Annotated in this window: 18 protein-coding genes; 2 read left to right on the top strand and 16 right to left on the bottom strand. The window is 56.6% G+C overall.

The features are described from left to right. Positions 1-59: 59 nt before the first annotated feature. The 16 genes from FZF01_RS14625 to leuC all read right to left on the bottom strand — a co-directional run bounded on the left by FZF01_RS14625 (position 60) and on the right by leuC (position 18,329). Positions 60-1,277, bottom strand: coding sequence for an O-succinylhomoserine sulfhydrylase (locus FZF01_RS14625; protein ID WP_150278957.1), 1,218 nt, complete (start codon positions 1,275-1,277; stop codon positions 60-62). Positions 1,278-1,329: 52 nt separating this feature from the next. Beyond that, positions 1,330-2,835 carry an amidophosphoribosyltransferase gene (gene purF, locus FZF01_RS14620; RefSeq protein WP_150278956.1) on the bottom strand — a complete coding sequence of 502 codons (1,506 nt, stop codon included), beginning with the start codon at positions 2,833-2,835 and terminating at the stop codon, positions 1,330-1,332. Between the two features lie 50 nt (positions 2,836-2,885). Then, positions 2,886-3,368 (bottom strand): CvpA family protein, encoded by a 483-nt coding sequence (locus tag FZF01_RS14615; protein WP_150278955.1) that lies wholly within the window; start codon positions 3,366-3,368, stop codon positions 2,886-2,888. A 63-nt stretch (positions 3,369-3,431) separates the two neighbouring features. Next, positions 3,432-4,007: an SPOR domain-containing protein gene (locus tag FZF01_RS14610; protein ID WP_150278954.1), complete on the bottom strand. Its 576-nt coding sequence runs from the start codon at positions 4,005-4,007 to the stop codon at positions 3,432-3,434. Beyond that, positions 4,000-5,289 (bottom strand): bifunctional tetrahydrofolate synthase/dihydrofolate synthase, encoded by a 1,290-nt coding sequence (folC, locus tag FZF01_RS14605; protein ID WP_150278953.1) that lies wholly within the window; start codon positions 5,287-5,289, stop codon positions 4,000-4,002. Before folC ends, FZF01_RS14610 begins: the two co-directional genes overlap by 8 nt. After that, entirely contained in the window at positions 5,289-6,194 is a 906-nt protein-coding gene (accD, locus tag FZF01_RS14600; protein ID WP_150278952.1) for an acetyl-CoA carboxylase, carboxyltransferase subunit beta, read from the bottom strand. The genes folC and accD overlap by 1 nt, the downstream gene beginning before the upstream one ends. 44 nt (positions 6,195-6,238) lie before the next feature. Continuing rightward, the gene (gene trpA, locus FZF01_RS14595; protein ID WP_150278951.1) at positions 6,239-7,042 is read right to left on the bottom strand and encodes a tryptophan synthase subunit alpha; all 804 of its coding nucleotides are present in this window, start codon (positions 7,040-7,042) and stop codon (positions 6,239-6,241) included. 54 nt (positions 7,043-7,096) lie between these two features. After that, complete coding sequence (gene trpB, locus FZF01_RS14590) at positions 7,097-8,314, bottom strand: tryptophan synthase subunit beta (protein ID WP_150278950.1); 1,218 nt, start codon at positions 8,312-8,314, stop codon at positions 7,097-7,099. Then, positions 8,311-8,922, bottom strand: a complete 612-nt coding sequence (locus FZF01_RS14585) for a phosphoribosylanthranilate isomerase (protein ID WP_150278949.1) — start codon at positions 8,920-8,922, stop codon at positions 8,311-8,313. The genes trpB and FZF01_RS14585 overlap by 4 nt, the downstream gene beginning before the upstream one ends. A gap of 58 nt (positions 8,923-8,980) precedes the next feature. Beyond that, positions 8,981-9,835 carry a tRNA pseudouridine(38-40) synthase TruA gene (gene truA, locus FZF01_RS14580; RefSeq protein WP_150278948.1) on the bottom strand — a complete coding sequence of 285 codons (855 nt, stop codon included), beginning with the start codon at positions 9,833-9,835 and terminating at the stop codon, positions 8,981-8,983. Between the two features lie 3 nt (positions 9,836-9,838). Next, complete coding sequence (locus tag FZF01_RS14575; protein WP_150278947.1) at positions 9,839-12,679, bottom strand: FimV/HubP family polar landmark protein; 2,841 nt, start codon at positions 12,677-12,679, stop codon at positions 9,839-9,841. A gap of 176 nt (positions 12,680-12,855) precedes the next feature. After that, a complete protein-coding gene (locus FZF01_RS14570; protein WP_150278946.1) occupies positions 12,856-13,878 on the bottom strand; it encodes an aspartate-semialdehyde dehydrogenase in 1,023 nt (340 codons plus the stop codon). A gap of 75 nt (positions 13,879-13,953) precedes the next feature. After that, positions 13,954-15,066, bottom strand: coding sequence for an aspartate-semialdehyde dehydrogenase (asd, locus tag FZF01_RS14565; RefSeq protein ID WP_150278945.1), 1,113 nt, complete (start codon positions 15,064-15,066; stop codon positions 13,954-13,956). 77 nt (positions 15,067-15,143) lie between these two features. Next, a complete protein-coding gene (gene leuB, locus FZF01_RS14560; RefSeq protein WP_150278944.1) occupies positions 15,144-16,226 on the bottom strand; it encodes a 3-isopropylmalate dehydrogenase in 1,083 nt (360 codons plus the stop codon). A gap of 25 nt (positions 16,227-16,251) precedes the next feature. Next, positions 16,252-16,899, bottom strand: a complete 648-nt coding sequence (leuD, locus tag FZF01_RS14555; protein ID WP_150278943.1) for a 3-isopropylmalate dehydratase small subunit — start codon at positions 16,897-16,899, stop codon at positions 16,252-16,254. Continuing rightward, a complete protein-coding gene (gene leuC / locus FZF01_RS14550; protein ID WP_150278942.1) occupies positions 16,896-18,329 on the bottom strand; it encodes a 3-isopropylmalate dehydratase large subunit in 1,434 nt (477 codons plus the stop codon). Before leuC ends, leuD begins: the two co-directional genes overlap by 4 nt. A gap of 152 nt (positions 18,330-18,481) precedes the next feature. Here leuC and FZF01_RS14545 point away from each other — a divergent pair, with 152 nt between their 5' ends. Together FZF01_RS14545 and FZF01_RS14540 are read left to right on the top strand one after the other, a co-directional pair. Next, positions 18,482-19,393, top strand: a complete 912-nt coding sequence (locus tag FZF01_RS14545) for a LysR family transcriptional regulator (RefSeq protein WP_150278941.1) — start codon at positions 18,482-18,484, stop codon at positions 19,391-19,393. Positions 19,394-19,448: 55 nt separating this feature from the next. Beyond that, complete coding sequence (locus FZF01_RS14540) at positions 19,449-22,376, top strand: bifunctional diguanylate cyclase/phosphodiesterase (RefSeq protein ID WP_188434472.1); 2,928 nt, start codon at positions 19,449-19,451, stop codon at positions 22,374-22,376. Positions 22,377-22,393: the final 17 nt, after the last annotated feature.

Here is a 22,393-nt window from a genome sequence, read left to right as displayed (position 1 = left end):
CACAATACAAATATCTTTTTCGCACTAATGTGAAACGTTTGGCAAAACATACCTGATAATTACAATGAAAGAGCTGACAGCCCTCGCTGCAGATCAACCTGCAGGTCCTCCACCTCTTCCAGACCGATGGCAAGCCTGATCAGGTTTTCCTTGATTCCCGCGGTGGCGCGGGTTTCTGGAGAAAGTCGTCCATGGGTAGTGGTAGCAGGATGGGTAATAGTCGTTTTGCTGTCGCCCAGGTTGGCAGTAATAGACATGAGGCGCGTTGCATCGATAAAACGCCATGCCGCAGCGCGATCACCGCGCACTTCGAAACTCACGACGGCACCGAATGCCTTCTGTTGAGTTCGGGCAAGCTCATGCTGGGGGTGGCTAGGCAAACCGGCGTAATACACATGTTCTACTTCCGGCTGAGCCTCCAGCCACTCCGCCAGATACTGGGCGCTCGCACAGTGTGCCTGCATGCGCAGGCGCAAGGTTTCCAGACCCTTGAGAAATACCCAGGCGTTAAACGGGCTCAGCGTCGGCCCTGCCGTGCGCAAAAAACCCACGACTTCCTGCATGTGCTCTCGTCGGCCAGCAACAAGTCCGCCCAGACACCTACCCTGACCATCGATGTATTTGGTAGCAGAATGAATGATCAGGTCTGCACCCAGTTCCAGCGGTTTTTGCAGGGCCGGGGTACAGAAACAGTTGTCCACCGCCAACAGTGCACCCTGCTCTCTGGCAATCCCGGCAAGGCCACGGATATCAACCAGCTGAGCCAGAGGATTGGAGGGGGACTCGACAAAAAACAAACGCGTATTGGGCTTGCACGCCGCTTTCCACCCCCCCAGGTCAGTCAATTCCACATAGCCATATTCCAGACCGAAACGCTTGAAGTACTTGTCAAACAGGCTGACTGTGGCGCCAAAAACGCTCCGTGAAACGAGCACATGATCGCCGGCAGAGCACAGACTCATGATCATGGCCATTATGGCGGCCATGCCGGAGGCGGTCGCCACCGCCTGCTCGGCGCCCTCAAGTGCGGCCATACGCTCCTCGAAGGTACGCACGGTCGGGTTCATATAGCGTGAATAGACATTGCCCTTAGCCTCGCCAGCAAAACATGCAGCGGCGTCAGCAGCGCTACGAAACACATAGCTTGAGGTCAGAAACAGTGCTTCGCCGTGCTCCGCCTCGGGCCCCCGGCGCTGACCCGCCCGCACCGCGAGCGTGTCGAATCCGGCATTTTCAAGGTCACTGTCGAGTCGACCAGCATCCCATTCTTCAGTCATATCAGACTCACTTGTGCTGTCGGTGCCTGTTGATTGGTACCGAGTCCTTGGTCTAGTTATTGTGCAGCTCGATCACCGCGCTGCCCATTTCGCTGGTCGACATGGCTGCGTCGTTACGCGCCTGTTCGATCTTGCCAAGATATGCCTCGTTCACGTCCCCGGTCACATAATCACCGTCGAATACCGAGCAATCGAAACGGGTGAGCTTAGGATTACCCTCGCTTACCGCATCGATCAGATCTGGCAGATCCTGATAAATCAGCCAGTCTGCGCCAATCAGTTCAGCAACTTCGTCGGTAGTACGGCCGTGAGCGATAAGCTCATGGGCACTAGGCATATCAATGCCATATACGTTCGGAAAGCGCACCGCAGGTGCCGCAGAACAGAAATACACCTTGGCAGCGCCCGCCTCGCGGGCCATCTGGATGATTTGCTTGCAGGTAGTACCGCGCACAATCGAATCGTCAACCAGCAAGACGTTCTTGCCACGAAATTCGAGCTCGATGGCATTCAGCTTCTGACGCACGGATTTCTTCCGTGCAGCCTGTCCGGGCATGATGAAGGTGCGACCGATATAACGGTTCTTGACGAATCCCTCGCGGAATTTCACGCCCAGATGATTAGCCAGCTCTACGGCTGAGGTGCGACTGGTATCGGGAATCGGGATCACAACATCGATACCGTGATCCGGTTTCTCACGAAGTATCTTCTCCGCCAGTTTTTCACCCATGCGCAGTCGTGCTTTATAGACCAGCACGTTGTCTATCATGGAATCGGGACGAGCCAGATAGACATGCTCGAAGATGCAAGGCGAGTAACTGGGGTTTTCAGCGCACTGGGCAGTATGCAGCTCGCCCTTGTCGGTGATATATACCGCCTCGCCCGGCTCAAGATCCCTTATCAGGTCAAAGCCAAGCACGTCCAGCGACACACTTTCAGAAGCGATCATGTACTCGGTACCGTTTTCGGTTTCACGCTTGCCGAAGACGATGGGGCGAATCGCATGGGGATCACGGAACCCGACCACGCCATAGCCGGTCACCATTGCGATGGCCGCATAGCCGCCGGTACAGCGGGCATGAACGGCGCGCACTGCATTGAAGATATCTTCTTTGCCTGGCTGCAGTTTGCCCCCGCGAGCCAGTTCGTGGGCAAACACGTTTAGTAGTACTTCCGAATCGGAATTAGTGTTCACATGACGCAGATCCGACTCGTAAATTTCCCGCGACAACTGTTCGACGTTGGTCAGGTTGCCGTTGTGAGCCAGAGTAATACCGTATGGGGAATTCACATAAAACGGCTGAGCTTCGGCCGAACTCGAGGATCCGGCGGTCGGGTAGCGCACGTGACCTATGCCCATGGTGCCCACCAGCCGCTGCATATGCCGCTGATGAAAGACGTCCCGGACGAGCCCGTTATCCTTGCGCAAATGGAGCCGGCCCCGATCACAGGTTACGATGCCGGCGGCGTCCTGGCCACGATGTTGCAGCACGGTCAGAGCGTCATACAGTGACTGATTGACGTTCGACTTGCCCACTATGCCAACAATGCCACACATGCCTCAATACCTCTTTTGCGTACTACGCTTTCTGCTGATAAGCGCAAGAATCAGCGACCGAAAAAACCGAGAATCATATTCTTGGACCAGTCGGCCACCAGAAGAAAATGGGGGATCAGTTCGGACTGCCGCCACCACACATCACCTTCGACAGGGGCAAGGCTGAGCAGGCCCACTGCGACGACAATCAATAGCGCGCCGCGTGCGGCGCCAAAAATCATGCCGAGAAAGCGATCCGTGCCGCTCAGCCCTGTCACACGGACCAACTGGCCGATCAGATAGTTGATCAGGCCGCCGAGTAACAGCGTCAAAATAAAGAGGATACTGCAGGCAACAATAACGCGGATGGACGGAGTCTCGATGAAGGGCGAGAGATGACCTGCCAAGGCCCCACCGAACATCCAGGCAATGAGCCCGGCAATAACCCATGTCAGCAGGGACAGCGCTTCCTTGACGAAACCTCTGGCCAGGCTGATCAGGGCCGACACGGCAATGATGGCAATAATGGCCCAATCGATCCAGCCTAGCGTCACGACGTACCACCCGAAAAAGAACAGGCCGATATTCTAACAGAGCCCCTGCCCGCTTCGGAACCGCTATCTCTTGCCTGTACCGACGTCATAGGCTGTAACCAGTCCTTGCATGCCGTGTCTTTTTGCCAACTCGTCGCGAAGTTTTGTGGCACCGGCCCGGTCAATCAGTGGGCCGACAAATACACGGGTAATGTCGCTGCCATCCACCCTGGCAGACAGGGTATAGGCGTTGTAGCCCTGGGAAACCAGAGTATCGCGCAACGCTTCTGCATTGGCGGCGCCACTGAAACTACCCAGCTGTACGACCCAGCTACCTTCGGCAATGGCCGGGGCTGCCACTTCGGGCTCGGGCGGCTCGGGGACAGGCTTGGTCTCGACCTGTGCCGGAGATGTAACGGGCTGTTCGGGATTCTCGACTATTTCACCGGGAGGAGGAATGTCCGGAACAGGCTCCGGCTCGGGCATCTCTATTGGCGCCGCAGTTCTTATCTCGGTTTCATCCATAACCGGCGCCTCGGGTACTTCCACCTCTACCCGCACCGTTTCATCCTGCCCGGACAGGAGCATCGGCAGAAAGACCACTGCCGCTATGATCAGCACCAGTGCACCTATCAGACGCTGCTTCAATTTGTCATCCATTGCTCACTTCCCGTGTCTGTTCATCCAGCCAGAGTATGGCGGCTGAAACGCAGAAAAACGACCCGAATATCACAATTTCGGTACTTGCTGGCGTATTTTCCAACACCTGTTCGAGAGCCGCGGGTACTGATTCGAAGGCTTCGACGCGCTCACTCAACGCTGTCAAATGGGTTACCAGCTCGATATTCGGGCGGGTCCGCGGGCTATCCAGAGGCGCCACCGCCCAGCCGTCGAACACTCCCAACAAGGGATGTACGACACCGGCGAGATCCTTATCTGCGAGCAAACCGAAGACCGCATGACGATCAAGGGGTCGAGCACGCAGCTGCTGGGCAAGAAAACCCGCGGCATGGGGGTTGTGCCCCACATCCAGCAACAGTCTGCGAGGCTGGCCGTGCCAGCTGATTGTGCGCTGCTCAAGACGGCCGGGCACCCGGGCCGCGTCAAGCGCTTCAATGATCTGGTTATCCGGCAGATCCAGACCTGCTGCCCAGAAAGCCTGCAGAGCGCTGCAGAGATTATCACGGGGAAGATGCACAGGCGGCAGGTGATTCACACGCCGGGGAGTCAACTTGGGACCAACGCCCCATATTGACCATCCACTATCGCTGGATTCCCAGCCATAGCCGATCCCCCTTTGTTGAACAGGTACCTGCAGCCTTGCCACCGCAGCAGCGAAGGTTTGAGGAAGGTCCGTTTCACTGCAAACCAGAGGTTTACCGGTACGCAGTATGCCTGCTTTCTCGAAACCCACTGCCTCCCGGGTATTGCCGAGATACTCCTGATGATCCAGGCCAATACTGGTGACTATCGCCACATCCGGATCAATGATGTTCACCGCATCGAGTCGACCGCCGAGCCCGACCTCGAGCACCCAGGCATCCAGCTCGGCGAGTTGAAACAAGTACATTGCCGCCAGAGTGCCGAACTCGAAATAGGTAAGAGAGATCTCGGCGCGGGCCAGATCTATTGCGGCAAATGCATCGCATAATTGATGGTCGGAGACAGGTTGGCCGTCGACACAGACGCGCTCATTGTAGGTGAGCAAATGAGGGGAGGTATAAACACCTGTTCTCAAGCCCGACCGGCGTAGCAGGCTATCGAGCGCAGCGCAGGTTGAGCCCTTGCCGTTGGTGCCGGTAATGGTAAAAACCCGTGAGCCGGGTTGCCGGATACCCGTGCGCCGAGCCACTTCGGCAACCCGTTCCAGACCCATTTCAATATCAGTGGGATGCAGCTTTTCCAGACGGGCCAGCCAGCCCGCCAGATCTGCAGCCAGCATCAAGCGGTCCCGGCTTCGGTCTCGTCCAACTCCAGTTGTGAAACCGGTGCCGGCTTATCTGTGAGAATACTCAGGATACTGGCCAACCGATCACGCAGCTCGCCGCGAGGCACAATCATGTCCAGCGCGCCATGGGCCAGAAGAAATTCGCTGCGCTGAAATCCGGGTGGCAGTTTCTCGCGAACCGTCTGTTCGATAACCCGCGGACCCGCGAAACCAATCAGCGCGTTGGGCTCTGCAACGTTCAGGTCTCCGAGCATTGCCAGGCTGGCCGACACACCGCCATAAACCGGGTCCGTCATGACCGAGATAAAGGGAATCCCCTCCTCCTTCATCTTTGCCAGGGCTGCACTGGTTTTGGCCATCTGCATCAGCGAAAACAATGCTTCCTGCATGCGCGCCCCACCGGAAGCAGAGAAACAGACATAGGGGATGCGCTCACGCAATGCGGTCTCGGCCCCCCGCACGAAGCGCGCTCCAACGACGCTGCCCATGGAGCCACCCATGAAGTTGAACTCGAATGCGCTGGCGACAATAGGACTGCCCTTGAGCGTACCCTGCATTACCACCAGTGCGTCCTTCTCGCCAGTATCCTTCTGTGCGGCGGTCAGTCGATCCTTGTATTTCTTGCTGTCGCGAAACTTCAGACGATCAACAGGGGCGAGTTCGCCCGCTATCTCGCTGCGACCTTCTTCATCAAGAAAAATATCCAGGCGGCGACGCGCGTTGATCCGCAGGTGGTGCGCACACTTGGGGCACACATCCAGATTCTTTTCCAGCTCCGGGCGATAGAGCACCGCGTCACAGGACGGACACTTGCGCCAGAGCCCTTCGGGCACGCTGCTCTTTTGTGCTTCAGAGCGCACGATAGAGGGAATCAGTTTGTCCACCAGCCAGTTGCTCATTGCCAATCCTTATCTGTTTTCTTGACCAATAGGGTTGCGCCTGTTCAGGCGTCCATCGCAGTGCGCATCTCGCGAATCACCTTGCTGACAGCCTGCCGACCCTCCTCGGGTTGATTTGCATGCTCTGCGATCTTGTTGACCAGAACCGAGCCTACCACGACGCCGTCAGCAACCGAAGCAACCGCAGCTGCGGTTGCTCCGTCTCGGATGCCAAAGCCAACACCTATGGGTAGATCGGTTACTGTGCGCAAGCTCTCGAGCTTGGTTGCTACTGCATTGACGTCCAGCGCACTGGATCCGGTCACACCCTTGAGCGAAACATAATAGACATAGCCGCTGGCACGCTTGCAGATCTTGGCCGCCCGGTCCAGCGTGGTGGTCGGTGACAGAAGATAAATGGTATCCAGCCCGCAACCCTGGAAAAGGTTCACAACATCATCAGCCTCTTCCGGAGGCAGATCTACCGTCAGCACACCGTCGACACCCGCCGCTTTTGCGGCTTCGGCAAAGGTCTCGTAACCCATGCGCTCTATCGGGTTCAGATACCCCATCAGCACAACGGGGGTTGTCTTGTTCGTGTCACGAAAACACCTGACCATATCCAGAACATCGGCGAGGCGAACATGATGAACCAGCGCTCTTTCCATCGCCAGCTGGATAACGGGACCGTCTGCCATGGGGTCCGAGAACGGCACGCCCAGCTCGATGATATCGGCTCCCGCCTCGACGAGGTCGTGCATCAAAGGCACAGTCATGCCAGGCTCCGGATCGCCGGCCGTCACATAGGGGATCAGCGCCTTGCGGCCGGCACTGCGCAATTGCACAAAACATTGCTGTATTCGACTCATTGGACTCTCTTCTTAGCGTCTCTGCGCGCATTCAAACGCCGCATCTGGCTGGTATCAGATACCGATACCATCAATTTCGGCCACCGTGTGAATGTCCTTGTCACCCCGACCGGACAGGTTGACCACGATGGTCTGGTCAGGGCGCATGGTCGCAGCCAGCTTCATGGCGTAGGCAACCGCATGGGCTGACTCCAGCGCGGGCATGATACCTTCGATTCGGGTCAACTCACGGAAAGCTGTCAAGGCCTCGTCATCCGTGGCACTGACATAGTTGACTCGCCCCAGATCCTTCAACCAGCTGTGCTCAGGACCAACTCCGGGGTAATCCAGGCCTGCGGAAACCGAATGGGTCTCAATTATCTGCCCACCCTCATCTTCCATCAGATAGGTACGATTACCATGCAGTACGCCGGGACGGCCGGCCGCAAGGGGCGCGGCATGTTTGCCGGTGTCCAGACCAAGCCCTCCGGCCTCAACGCCATACATTGCCACGGAATCATCTTCGAGAAACGGATGAAACAATCCGATGGCATTGGAACCGCCGCCAACACAGGCAACCAGCGCATCGGGCAGTTTGCCGTATTGCGCAAGACATTGAGCTCTAGCTTCACGACCGATCACGCACTGAAAATCGCGCACCAGTTTCGGATAGGGATGCGGCCCCGCCACGGTACCAATGATATAGAAAGTATCATCAATGTTGGTGACCCAGTCACGCATGGCCTCGTTCATCGCATCCTTTAGAGTCCGCGAGCCAGAAGTAACCGGAATGACCTCAGCGCCCAGCAGCTTCATGCGGTAAACATTGAGCGACTGGCGCTTAACGTCATCGGCGCCCATGTAGACCTGGCATTTCAGTCCAAGCCTGGCTGCGACCGTGGCGGTAGCAACACCGTGTTGACCTGCACCCGTTTCAGCAATGACCCGAGGCTTGCCCATATGTTTGGCCAGGAGCGCCTGACCAATGGTGTTGTTAACCTTGTGTGCACCTGTGTGATTGAGATCTTCACGCTTGAGATAGATCTGGGCGCCACCAACCCGGGCAGTCAGTCTTTCCGCCAGATACAGAGGCGACGGGCGTCCCACGTAATGCGCCAGATCATGGTCGAATTCGGCTTGAAAATCCGGATCGACGGAAAGTCGCTCATACAGATTTTCGAGCTCTTCCAGGGCGTCCATGAGGGTTTCAGACACGAACCGACCTCCATAGGGTCCAAAATGGCCCCGTGCGTCGGGTATGGCTGTGTAATCCACTTTGCTTGATTCAGTCACGCTTTTACCTCATGTACGAAACGGGTGATCTTCGCGGCATCCTTGATGCCCTTGCTCTTTTCCACGCCGCCACTCACGTCTACAGCCCAGGGCTGACAGAGGGCCACGGCCCCGGCTACATTGTCCGCATCCAGCCCACCGGCCAGTATCAGGTTCCATGTGCGGTTGACCGGAATCATCGACCAGTCAAAAACCTCTCCCGTTCCACCGGGTACGCCCTGTTTGAAGCTGTCCAGCAGAATACCGCAAGCACCCGGCCATCTGGCTGCGAGAGCGTTCAGGTCATCACCGGACCTGACCCTCAGCGCTTTCATGTAAGGCCGGGAAAACAGCTGGCAGTATGCGTCCGTTTCATCGCCGTGGAACTGCAGGAGATCCAGAGGCACCTTCGACAGCACCTCACGTACGTATTCCGGCGCAGCATCCACAAACAGACCGACTGAAGTAATAAAAGGCGGCAGACACTCGATTATGGCTCGAGCTGAGTCGCTATCTACAGCCCGCGGACTGGGTGAGTAAAACACCAGACCGATAGCGTCAGCACCGGCTTCTGCGGCCGCCAGAGCGTCCTCTGGCCGGGTTATACCGCACACTTTTACTCGCACCATAAACCTGCCCGCACCTGAATCAAATGTCGGATGATATTAACAGATCAGCTCTGGAGCGTCAGTCGGGCTGGTTCAGAGCCGACAGGAAATGCGGTCCCATATAGCGCCTGGGCAGTTCAAAGCGTTCAGGGTAGGTAACATCGACGAGGTACAGCCCGTAAGCTGGCGCAGTCAGCCCGCCTTTTGCTCGGTCTGTCGCAGCCAGAACCTCTCCAGCCCATTCAATAGACCTTTCGCCACAGCCGATCTGCATCAGAACCCCGGCAATATTTCGCACCATATGATGTAGAAAGGCATTAGCACGGATGTCCAGCACAATGAACTGGCCGAAACGCTGCAATCTCAGATGATGAATTGTCTTGATCGGCGACTTGGCCTGGCATGCCAGTGCGCGGTAGGAGGTGAAGTCGTGCTCACCGACCAGCGCCTGCGCGGCGAACTGCATGCGCTGGAGATCCAGAGGCCGGTAATTCCAGGTCACTTCATGGGCCAGGTGTGCAGGCCTTACAGGATCGTTGTAGATGACATAGCGATAACGCCGGGCCATTGCGGAAAACCGGGCGTGGAAGTCATCGGGCATAACCTTGGCCCAGCACAGGCTGATATCCGCTGGCAGATTCGCGTTGGCACCGTGAAACCAGTTGGCCGGCTCACGCACTGCATCTGTGTCCCAGTGAATAATCTGGCAGGAGGCATGCACGCCTGCGTCCGTACGTCCCGCGCAGTGGAGGTTGACAGGATGGTTGGCCACTCGCCCGAGCGCCTTTTCCACCTCCTCCTGAACACTTCGCACGCCCGGCTGCTGGCGTTGCCAGCCGCGATAAGCTGTGCCTCTGTACTCGACACAGGCAGCAACCCTGGAAACAACAGCGGCCGCCTCAGGGGCGGCCGCTTCAACGTCTGAACGGCTCATTGATCAGTCAAGTTGCTCCATCATTTCGCGAGCTTCCTGTTGCTGCTGCTCGTTTCCTTCCTCCAGGACCTCGGTGAGAATATCCCTTGCACCCTCACTGTCGCCCATGTCGATGTAAGCACGCGCCAGATCCAGTTTGGTGGCCGACTCATCAGTGCCAGAGAGGAAATCGAACTCATCCTCGTCATCACCTTCGTCAACAGGCGCAGCCTTGGCCGTATCAGGGCCATCGGCCTCAGCAAGTTGAACCTCATCTGCTTCCAGCTCTGCTTCCGGTTCGTCCATGGAGGCGTCCAATTCCAGGTCGAAAGCGCCAAGCTCACTGTCAGAAAGTGCCACAGTCTGCTCCTCTTCCATGGGCTCCAGCTCTGTATCCGGCTTAGACTCTGACTGCAGATCAGCATCCTTGAGCGATTCCATCTCATCAGTCAAGGACAAGTCAAAATCTTCATCGAGAGTAAACTCGTCGTCATCTGTCTTACCCGCAGGGGTGGTATCGACAGTGGCGGGCTCGGTAGTTGTCTCGTCAAGATTGAAATTAAACTCGAAATCATCCTCCGTTTCTTCCTTGGAGGCAGACACCGTCGTTTCGGTCTGCGCTAGGCTCTCGGCCAGACTGTCATCCAGATCAAAATCCAGGTCAAAGTCTTCAAGACTCTCTTCCGCTACAGGTTCCTGACGTGCTGCAGGTTCGGCTTCAACATCGAAACCACTGAAGTCATACTCTTCTGCTGCGGCCTCTGCTTCTGGTTTATCTGATTCAGCAGGCTTGTTTTCCACGGTTGCCGATTCAGACTCCTTCAAGAAGTCTTCGTCCCACTCCGGATACTCCTCTGCAGAAACGGCAGCGCTCGCAAGAGCCGCCGCCATTGCCGGGAAGCGAACATTCAACATATCAATCTGATTATCCACAGTCCCGTTATGTCTCAGAATGTCTTCCTGTTCGGCATACCCTTGAGCATCGTCGAGCAGGCCGTTGACCTCCATGAGTTTCAAACGCAGATCCGTGCGCTCGGGCTCCTGGTCGATTGCCGCACCGAGTACATCTGCTGCCTTATCGAGCTTGCCATAGGCAATGAGCGCGTCAGCCTCGACCAGCGGGTCTTCGGCCAGGCTCTGTTCAGATGTTTCCTCTTCCTGGAAGCCTGCCAGCGCGACATTGAACTGATCAGAATCATCAGTATCCTGATCATTATTTTGTGCTGCGCGCGCGATGAAATTATCTGCCATGTCCTCTTCACGGCGAGCATTGCGACGGGCCACAGCCATCAGAACAAGTAACAGCAGTAGAAGTACCAGACCACCGCCAGCCAACAGGAAAGTCTGATTCTGCATCATGCGCTGCAACAGACTCATGGTGCCTTGCTCGGCAGCCACCGGCTCTTCTATCTCTTCGGCAGCTTCCTGGGCTTGAGGCGCAGATTCAGCATCAGCAGCGGGCTCTGAGTCGACTGCAGGAGCCAGGTCCTCCTGCGAAACTTCTTCGGTTGTAGCAATTTCAGCAGTTTCTGTACTATCACCAGCGTCGGGGGCATCAGGGTCGGCCTGCAATGCCAGCTGAGTATCAGCAGCGGACTCCCCACCCACCACTTGCCCGGCCTCTTCTACAGCTTCCGGAGCCGACTCTTCTACGCTCGCAATTGAGGCCTCAGTGGTAGATTCAGGTAACTCGTCCGAATCACCCATGGCTTGTTGCATCGCAGCCAGCTGCTCATCTTTCAGTTCCAGAAGACGTTGCAAGGTCTCCATCTGGGATTGCATGTCGGAAAGCCGGCTCTCGGCTTCGGCTTTTTCACGCCTGACCGAATCGAGCTCCTCCTTGGTGGTATCGAGCTCATCACGTAATTCACCGGCGCCATTACGACTTCCCGCATCAGCACCGCCATCCTTCTGTTCCTCGCCACTGCCAACCAATCGCAGGGCGTCGCCATTGTTGGCACGCTGTGGAGCAGCTGCTGCTTCATCCAGGCGTCGGGCATCAAGTTGTCGCTGCGCTGGCTCTGGGGCCTGACGCCCTTGTTGCCAACTGGCATTCTGCGCTGCTACCTGCGCTACCGCCTCGGACTGACTCCGACCGGTAGTCTGGGTCGCGTCCGGTAGCGTCAAGGTCTGACCAGCTCGCAGTCGGTTGATATTTCCGCCTATGAAAGCATCCGGATTCAGGTCCTGAATGGCCAGCATCGTTTGATGAACGGAGGAGCCCTGAGGTCGATGGCGCAAGGCTATCTCCCACAGGGTGTCTGAAGTGTCTGTGCGAATCTGTCCGCTGCTCTGCTCTGCAGGGGCCTGGTAAAGTGGCTCGGCAGGCTGTGCACCGAGGGCAGATGAAGCGCCCGCCCCTGATGGCTGGGCCTGGCTGGGACGCGCGGGCTGAACCTGCGGCTGAGCGCGGGGTTGAACCTGGGGCTGGCTGACGGGCGCGGATGCCACAACGGGACCCGGATCATAAAGGGGCGGATCAAGCAACAAAGTGAATTCACGCAGCACACGGCCTGACGGCCAGCGCACTTCCATAAGGAAGTTCAGAAAGGGTTCGCGCACCGGACGACTGGAGGTCACACGGATCACCGATTTTCCATCAGCTCTGATGACCGGCGTGAAAGTCAGATCGTTGAGAAAGAATATACGCTCTATGCCTGCACGCCCAAATTCATCTGGGGTAGCTAGTGCGGAAATGATCTCCTGACTGGACAAGTCACGGACCTGGAGCAACTCGATCTCTGCATCAAGCGGTTGATTGAGCGACGAACGCAGGTTTATGTCGCCGACTCCCAATGCAAGTACCACACTCGAGGACATCAGAGCGCTTGCTGCGGCGACAGCCAAAACCAGTTTGCGAACCATAGCGAAGTTCCTTTGCTTTTATCGTTTTATCTCGCGTCAACAGACTTCTTGCTCGCGTTCCGCCCTGCAAACTTCTCCCCAACCCGGCACGCCGCAATCTGAAAACTCGTCAGCACTGAACCCTCTTAACAGGGGAACCTTAAACCGCTTAATACGAATTCCACAGCAAGTATCGATTACAAATAGTCTTTTATCAATAACCTGAGGGTCTGAAGGCTGTTAAGTACGACACCTTTTCGCAGATTATCAGACACAATCCACATATTGAGCACAAGAGGATCGACAGGATCAGCCCTCAACCTACCAATCCACACCGCATCACTACCGGTTGCTTCGGTAACGGGAGTCGGAAAACCATCATCTGCCGGCTTATCCAGCAGTTTGACCCCGGGTGCCTTGCGTAACAGCGTTGCCAATCTCTTGGTGGCAAGCACCTCGCGTGTACGCAGTTGCAGCACCGCAGCTGTGCCATAAAACACCGGAACCACCACACAAGTGGCGGCAACTGAAATATCGGGCTGAACCAGAACCCGACGTACATCCTCGCCCAGGCGGGACTCGTCCCTGGTGTAGCCGTGCTCGTCCAGGTCCCCAGTTCGCGGAATAAGATTGAACGCAGCCTGTTTAGCCAGCGCGCCCGCTTCGGGGGGTTGTCCGTTGAGCAGACGCCCTGTCTGCAACGCCAGCCCTTCCACCGCCTCCTGGTCAAGTGTCGACATTGACTGGTAAGTAGCAATTGCCACTGACTGAAGTCCGGCTTCTTTCAATACCGGTTGCAATGCAAGTACTGCCTGCACAACCTGACTGTCCGGGCAGGCCACCAGCCCTGGCGCGGTAAAGTCAGCCAGCGCATGTGGGTTGGCATCAGCCACGATCATGGGAGCGCCGGTCTGACCACGCGAAGCACCACTGGCATCAATCACCGAGCAGCCGGCTGCCAGCATCTGCGGTACCCACTTCTCGGCGACAGTTTCCGAACCAAGGAACACGACAACCTGCACCTGGGAAAAATCGAAGCGTTCCAACGGCTCGACGCGTTGGCTCTGTCCTTTATACATAAGGCGGCCGCCGGCAACCTTCTCTTCATCTACCAGGTGGAGTTTGCCTATGGAGAAGTCATGATCATCCAGCACATCGATCAGAATATCCCCGATCATGCCGGTTACACCTACTATTGCAACATCACAGGACTTGCTCATTGCTGTTCCTCGACTGAAAAAACAAAGGGCACCCCACCACTGGCGGGATGCCCTCGTGTATTGCGGACTGAAAAATCAATCCTCCTGCAAGATCCGCAACATGCGGCGCAGCGGCTCGGCGGCACCCCACAACAGCTGGTCGCCTACGGTGAACGCGGAGAGGTATTGCGACCCCATGTTCAGTTTGCGCAGTCGCCCTACCGGTACTGACAGCGTGCCAGTAACAGAAGTGGGTGTCAGATCACGCAGAGTATCTTCCTTGGTATTGGGAACCACCTTCGACCAGGGATTATGGGCCTCGAGCATGGCTTCGATATCAGCCAACGGCACATCCTTGTTCAGCTTGATGGTCAGCGCCTGGCTGTGACAGCGCATGGCACCAATGCGCACACAGATACCGTCTACCGGAATCGGACGGCCGCTGCGACCGATAATCTTGTTGGTCTCGGCCTGAGCTTTCCATTCTTCACGGCTTTGGCCGTTAGGCAGCTGCTTGTCGATCCAGGGGATCAGACTGCCGGCCAGCGGCACACCGAAATGCTCAACCGGGAAGCTGTCGCTGCGCAGATTCTCGGCGACCATGCGATCGATCTCGAGTATCGCGCTGGCCGGGTCAGCCATCTGCGCAGCAACCGACTGATTGATCGCACCCATCTGACCAATCAGCTCCCGCATGTTCTGTGCACCGGCTCCACTGGCCGCCTGATAAGTCATCGCGCTCATCCACTCGACCAGGCCGTGCTCAAACAATCCGCCCAGCCCCATCAACATCAGACTGACGGTGCAGTTGCCGCCGACGTAGGTCTTGACCCCATCGCGCAACGCCTGATCGACGTTCCGGCGGTTGACCGGATCAAGCACAATTACTGCTTCGTCTTCCATACGCAGGGTAGACGCAGCATCGATCCAATAGCCTTTCCAGCCTTCGGTGCGCAGTTTGGTGTAGACCGCCTGAGTGTAATCACCGCCCTGACAGCTGATAATCACATCCAGTGGCTTGAGTGATTCGAGGTCAAAGGCGTCTTTCAGCGGTGGAATGTCCTTGCCAATCTCTGGACCCTTGCCGCCCACGTTTGACGTGGTGAAAAACACCGGATCGATAGTGGCAAAATCGTTCTCTTCGAGCATGCGCTGCATCAGTACGGAACCAACCATACCGCGCCAGCCAACCAGGCCTACCTGTTTCATGACATCAACCCCCAGGGGGTAAAAAATTCAAAGACAGTTGCGCAGGCATGGCCTGGCGCAACACAAAGCCGGACAGTTTACAGGTTTTTCAACGCCGCGACCACGGCGTCACCCATACCAGCGGTGCCGGTGGACTCGCATCCCTCAGACATGATGTCTCCGGTGCGCAGCCCCTGGTCGAGCACCTGGCTGACTGCTTGCTCGATGGCATCAGCAGCGTCCGCACGGTTGAAGCTGTAACGCAGCATCATTGAAACCGAGAGTATGGTCGCCAGGGGGTTGGCAATACCCCGCCCGGCAATATCCGGTGCACTTCCGTGACAGGGCTCGTACATACCCTTGTTGTTGGCGTCCAGGGAGGCAGATGGCAGCATGCCGATGGAGCCAGTGAGCATGGAAGCCTGATCCGAGAGAATATCGCCGAACAGGTTGTCGGTAACAATGACGTCGAACTGTTTCGGCGCACGCACCAGCTGCATGGCGCAATTGTCGACATACATGTGGCTGACTTCGACATCCGGATAATCTGCCGCCACTTCATTGACTACTTCACGCCAAAGCTGGCTGGAGGCAAGCACGTTGGCCTTGTCCACCGAACACAGTTTCTTGCCGCGCACCATCGCCATATCAAAGCCGACGCGGGCGATGCGGCGCACCTCGCTTTCACTATAGGGCAAGGTGTCGAAGGCGAACCGTTCGCCATTGTCGAGTACTTTGCGCTCGCGCGGCTGGCCAAAGTAGATTCCACCGGTCAGCTCACGAACGATCAGTATGTTCAGTCCCGCCACCACCTCGGGCTTGAGCGTTGAGGAATCAGCCAGTTGCGGATACAGAATGGCCGGGCGCAAGTTACCAAACAGACCCAGTTCAGAACGGATTTTCAACAGACCACGCTCGGGACGCAGTGCCGGATCAATAGCGTCCCACTGCGGGCCGCCGACCGCGCCCAGCAGAATGGCATCAGCCTGATGGGCCCGCTCCAAAGTTTCATCAGCCAGAGGCGAGCCGTAACGTTCATAGGCGGCGCCGCCCAGATCGTCAAAGGTCAGCTCTGCACCCAGATTGAACTTTTCATTCGCCAGCTCCAGCACCTTGACCGCTTCGGCCATGATTTCCGGACCAATACCATCGCCGGGCAGTACAAGAATATTCATGCTCATGGTGTTTCCTTTTCCAGTCCGGATATTATCTGATCGCGCCAAACAGCCAGGGGTTATCCCGCTTGTGCCCGACCTCGAATTCGCGAATCGCATCCGCGTCCTCCAGCGTCAGACCAATGTCATCCAGACCACTTAGCAGACAATGCTTGCGGAAGGCATCGACCTCGAATGCGTAGCTCTTGCCATCCGGACGAGTGACGTTCTGAGCAGCGAGGTCCACGGTCAACTCGTAGCCTTCGCTGGCTTCGGCCTGGGCAAAGAGTTCGTCAATATCTTTTTCATCCAGAACAATGGGTAACAGCCCATTCTTGAAGCTGTTGTTATAGAAAATATCGGCATAGCTTGGCGCCAGAATGGCTCGAAAGCCATACTCTTCAAGTGCCCAGGGCGCATGTTCGCGACTGGAGCCGCAGCCAAAATTCTTGCGCGCCAACAATACACTGGCACCTTGATAGCGGGGCTGATTGAGGACGAAATCCGGATTCAAAGGCCGTTGCGAAGCATCCTGGCCAGGCAAACCCTCGTCCAGATAACGCCACTCGTCGAACAGGTTCTGGCCAAAGCCGGTACGCTTGATCGACTTCAGAAACTGTTTGGGGATGATCTGGTCGGTATCCACGTTCGCCCGGTCCAGTGGTGCGACCAGACCCGTATGCTGGGTAAAAGGCTTCATGCTGTCATCTCCTGCTCGAGCATTTCACGTACATCGACAAAATGGCCGGCAATCGCAGCGGCGGCGGCCATGGCCGGGCTCACCAGATGCGTGCGGCCGCCATTGCCCTGGCGCCCCTCAAAGTTACGGTTGGAGGTGGACGCGCAGTGTTCACCGGCCTGCAAGCGGTCGGGATTCATCGCCAGGCACATGGAGCAACCCGGGTCGCGCCACTCGAAGCCTGCTGCCTTGAAAATTGCGTCCAGGCCTTCCAGCTCTGCCTGCTCCTTGACCAGCCCGGAGCCGGGCACAACCATCGCCTGCTTGACTGTCGCAGACACCTTGCGGCCCTTGGCCACCGCAGCTGCAGCACGCAGATCCTCGATGCGCGAATTGGTGCACGAGCCGATGAATACCCGGTCCAACTTGATCGAGGTGATCGGCTGATTCGCCTCCAGGCCCATGTAGACCAAAGCCCGTTGATACCCGCTGCGCTTTACTGCGTCCTGCTCCTGCGCCGGATCAGGCACAGTGGCATCTACCGCGACCACCATCTCAGGAGATGTACCCCAGGAAACCTGGGGCTTGATACTGGCTGCGTCCAGTTCTACTACAGTGTCGAAATGCGCTTCAGGGTCCGACACCAGCTCTTTCCAGGCAACCACTGCCCGGTCCCAATTCTCACCGTTTGGCGAGTAAGGACGATCTTTCACGTAAGCGACGGTTTTCTCATCACAGCCAACCAGACCGACGCGGGCACCCGCTTCGATTGCCATATTGCAGATGGTCATGCGTCCTTCCATCGACAGATCCCGGATCGCGGAACCGGCGAACTCGATGGCATGACCATTACCGCCAGCTGTTCCGATCTTGCCGATCACGGCCAGCACGATGTCCTTGGCGGTCACGCCAAAGCCCAGCTTGCCCTCAACACTGACCAGCATATTCTTCATTTTCTTGGCCACCAGACACTGGGTGGCAAGCACATGCTCGACTTCCGAGGTGCCGATACCGTGGGCCAGGGAGGCAAAGGCGCCATGTGTCGCGGTGTGCGAATCGCCACAGACAATGGTCATACCCGGCAATGTTGCCCCCTGTTCCGGGCCGACGACGTGAACGATACCCTGGCGGCGGTCGGTCATCCGAAATTCCATGATGCCGAAATCATCACAGTTGTCGTCCAGCGTGGTGACCTGCAGCTTCGAAACCAGGTCATCAATCCCCGATACGCCCGCAGCCCGGTTGGTGGTGGGCACATTGTGGTCCGGGGTCGCCAGGTTGGCATCAATACGCCAGGGCTTGCGGCTCGCGAGACGCAGCCCCTCAAAGGCTTGGGGCGAGGTAACTTCATGCAATAAGTGACGGTCGATATACAGCAGCGCCGAACCATCATCACGTTGCTTGACCAAATGGCTATTCCAGAGCTTGTCGTAAAGCGTTTGAGCGGACATGCTGAACTCCTGATGCAGGCTGAGTGCAGACAACTGACTTCTCTGGCGGAAGATGGTGCCGGCACGGTATTAACAAGAGAGAATAATAAGAGCTGGCCTTGGATAACACAAATTCATAATATTCATGCATTGAATTACTGTTAGGAATATATATGGATACCGCGAACCTGGCCGCCTTTCTCGCGGTGGCTGCCACCGGCTCGTTTTCCCGCGCCGCCGAACAGCTTCACCTGACGCAACCTGCCATTAGCAAACGTATTGCCAGCCTGGAGCAGCAACTGGATTGCAAACTCTTCGACCGCATTGGCAGACACATCAGCCTCACCGAGGCGGGCCTGGCATTGCGACCACGGGCGCTCGACATAATCGACGCACTGGAAGATACCCGACGAGCATTGAGCAACCTCTCAAGCAGCGTTCAGGGCCGAGTCAGCATGGCTACCAGTCACCATATCGGATTGCACCGGTTGCCACCGGTATTGCGCGAATTCACTCGCAGCTATCCTCAAGTGGCCATGGACATCCAGTTTCTTGACTCAGAGGTAGCCTACGAAAAGGTATTGCATGGCGACATAGAACTGGCCGTGATTACTCTCGCTCCAAATATCGAACCACCGATCATGGCTGAAAGAATCTGGAATGATCCGCTGGACTTCGTGGTATCGCCAGATCACCCTCTCGCACGAGTGCCGACCATCACGCTAGCCCGTCTTGGTGAGTTCCCCGCCGTCTTTCCCGGACCCAATACCTTCACACGGCGTATCGTCAGCCAGGTGTTCAATCGCGAGGGCATTGAGCCGCAAATCAGCATGAGCACCAACTACATGGAAACCATCAAGATGATGGTATCCATCGGCCTCGCCTGGAGCGTACTACCACGCAGTATGCTCGACGCCCAGGTGCACGCCCTGGCGTTACCGGATGCTTATCTGGAGCGCCAGCTGGGCGTAATCTGGCATAGTGGCAGAACCCTTTCCAATGCCGGACATGCATTTATTCGCCTACTGAAACACAATGCACAGCTGGCCAACTTGCCGTCCCATTCACCCGGTACTACCTTGTGAATATAAACACAGCGGGAATAAGGTTTTCTTTCCGCGCCAAGCCAGGAATCGGTCAATGAACCAACCACCGGGCGCACCCACGGACAACACTCATCTACGTGACGTACCCGCTGCCAGTGCCGATCCCTTTAAAATCCTCTTTCATGGAATGCCTCTGGCGGGGTTGCTGACCGAGGTAACCAGCAATCGTATCCTGGATGTCAACAATGCATTCTGCGAAATGCTTGGTTGGTCTAGAGACGAGATATTCAGTGACTTCGGCTCGCGAGCGCCTTTCTGGATAAGTGATGAACAGCTTCAGCAGCTCATTGCCGCTTTCGACCTGCACGGCAAGATTGAGCAGTTCGAGGCAATCCTGCTCTGTCACGACGGACACCTGAAAATCTGTCGGGTTTCCATGCGCAGCGTAACCGTTGACGGCAAAATATGTCGTCTTTCCACCGCACAGGAAGCGAGCATGAGCACGCCCGACAGGCCGGGCACGGTGGGGGCGCAGCTACGTGAAAGCCAGGAGCGGCTAAGCCTGGCTCTGGACGCATCACAGATGGGGACCTGGGACTGGAACGTGGAGACCGGCGTACTTCACTGCTGCGCGCGAGTGGCAATGCTCCACGGCCATTCACCAGAGGCCTGGAGTGGCCCGCTCGAAATCTATATGCGCGACATCCAGTCCGAAGACAGGCGCCAGCTGCGCCGCAGCTTTCTCTCGATCTGTCGCAACAGGCTCCCACGCTATCGGCTTGCATACAGGGTTCAAACCGCTCAGGGCTTACCCCGCTGGGTTGAAGCCACAGCCAAGCTGTATCGTACTCCCACCGGAAAAATTCAGCGGTTGGTCGGTACCCTGGTCGACATTACCGACCGTCGGCGCAATGAACAGGCCCTGATCAAGAGTGAAGCCAAATTTTCAGCTCTTTTCCAGGGAGCACCGGATCCCTACATACTGGTAAACGCCCGCTCGCATATCGTCATCGAGATCAACCGCAGTTTCACCGAGTTTTTTGGTTTCAAGGCAGAAGAGATTGTCGGCAGGACTGCCGTAGAGGCAGGTTTATGGAAAACGCCAGCAGATCGCGACAGCGTTCTCGAAAATCTGCACCAGGACCACCGCCTTGCAGGCAGGGAAATCAACTTCCTGACCAGCGATGGTCGCGAGGCTACCTGTGAGGTATCCAGCAGCTTTTTTACCATCAACCGCCAGATGTGCGTTCTGTCCACGTTCAAGGATGTGACTGCCCGCAAGCAGGCCGAAGCCGCGCTGCGTGCCTCCGAAGAGAAGTTTTCCAGGGCTTTCAGAGCCAGCCCTGACTCGATCAGCATTACCGAAAAAGCAACTGGCAGACACCTGGAAATAAACGAAGGGTTTACCCGTGTGACCGGCTATACCCCCCAGGAAGTTATTGGCCACACTGCCCGCGAGCTCAACATCTGGGCCGACTACGAAGAAAGAGCAACGCTCATCCAGGAGCTGGAGGAAAAAGGGCGTGTGCTACAGCGTGAAATGCGTGTTCTGAACAAGGCAGGGCGAGAAATTCTGGTTTCGATCTCCATTGAGCCACTAACGATCAACAACATCGAGTGCATGGTGTTGACTGCGCGCGACATTACCGATCAGAAACTCATTGAGGCAAAGGTGAAACACCTTGCCTATCATGACGCCCTCACAGACCTGCCCAACCGATTATTACTGACCGACCGTCTGAACCAGATCCTGGCTCTCATGACTCGTCACCAGCTACATGGTGCACTGCTGTTCTTCGACCTGGATCATTTCAAACACATCAATGATTCGCTGGGCCACTCCTGCGGCGACTCCGTTCTTCAGGTAGTGACGCGCAGACTCCTGGCCAGAGCACGCAAGGAAGACACCGTTGCCCGGCTGGGCGGGGACGAGTTCGTGGTCCTGCTTAGCGGATTCCAGGGGACAGACATCGAGGTCAGAACGGCAGTGCAACGGCATGCAGAAACGTTGCTGGCTGCAATAGCGAAACCGATGATCGTCGAGGGTCACAGCCTGCATCTCAGCTGCAGTATTGGCATCGCTCTGCTTCCCGAACACGGTAACAATCCGGAGGATCTGCTCAAACGGGCTGATATTGCCCTCTACAAGGTCAAGGAATCGGGCCGCAACGGTGTGGCTTTTTTCGAGCAGGCAATGCAACAGGCTGCCAGCGAAAGGCTTTCCATCGAAACCGATCTGCGCGCTGCATTGCACATGGGGCAGTTCAGGCTGTTCTACCAACCGCAGATAGACTCCCGAAACAACCGGATCATCGGAGCCGAAGCATTGATTCGCTGGGAGCAGCCTGACAAGGGAATGATCAGCCCGGCGAGCTTCATTCACGTGCTCGAAGAGAGCGGGATGATTCTTGCCGTAGGCCAGTGGATCCTCAATGATGCCTGCGCCTTTGTTGCGCAATTAATCGATCGACAATTGATTGACCCCGAACAATTCAGCCTGAGCATCAACATCAGTCCCCGCCAATTCCGCCATCCCGACTTTGTTGCCCAGGTCCGCCAGGCCATCACCGAGCAGGCCGTACCAGCCAGCAGCCTGAAGCTGGAGATAACCGAGAACATAGTTATTCAGAATATCAACGATACCATTGCTAAGATGCATGAGTTGAGAGGCCTTGGTGTATGCTTCGCCATTGATGATTTCGGAACGGGTTATTCTTCCCTCAGCTACCTTAAGCAACTCCCGCTGGACCTGTTGAAGATTGATCAATCGTTTATTCGCGACTGCACTCAGGACAGCAACGATGCCGAAATCGTGAGGGCCATCATCGCCATGGGTCGTAACCTGAGCCTGGACCTGATTGCCGAAGGTGTAGAAACGCCTGAACAACTCGCCTTTCTGCAACAGCAATCCTGTCATGCCTATCAGGGTTACCTCTTCAGCCCAGCGGTGCCGGCCATACAATTTACCCGGCTACTGGAAAATCATGCTCCATTGCTCGACACCCCGCTACCGCAGTCCTGACAAGGTCACTACGACAA

This window comes from Halopseudomonas salina, assembly GCF_008641105.1.
This window is presented reverse-complemented; position numbering and strand designations above follow the sequence as displayed.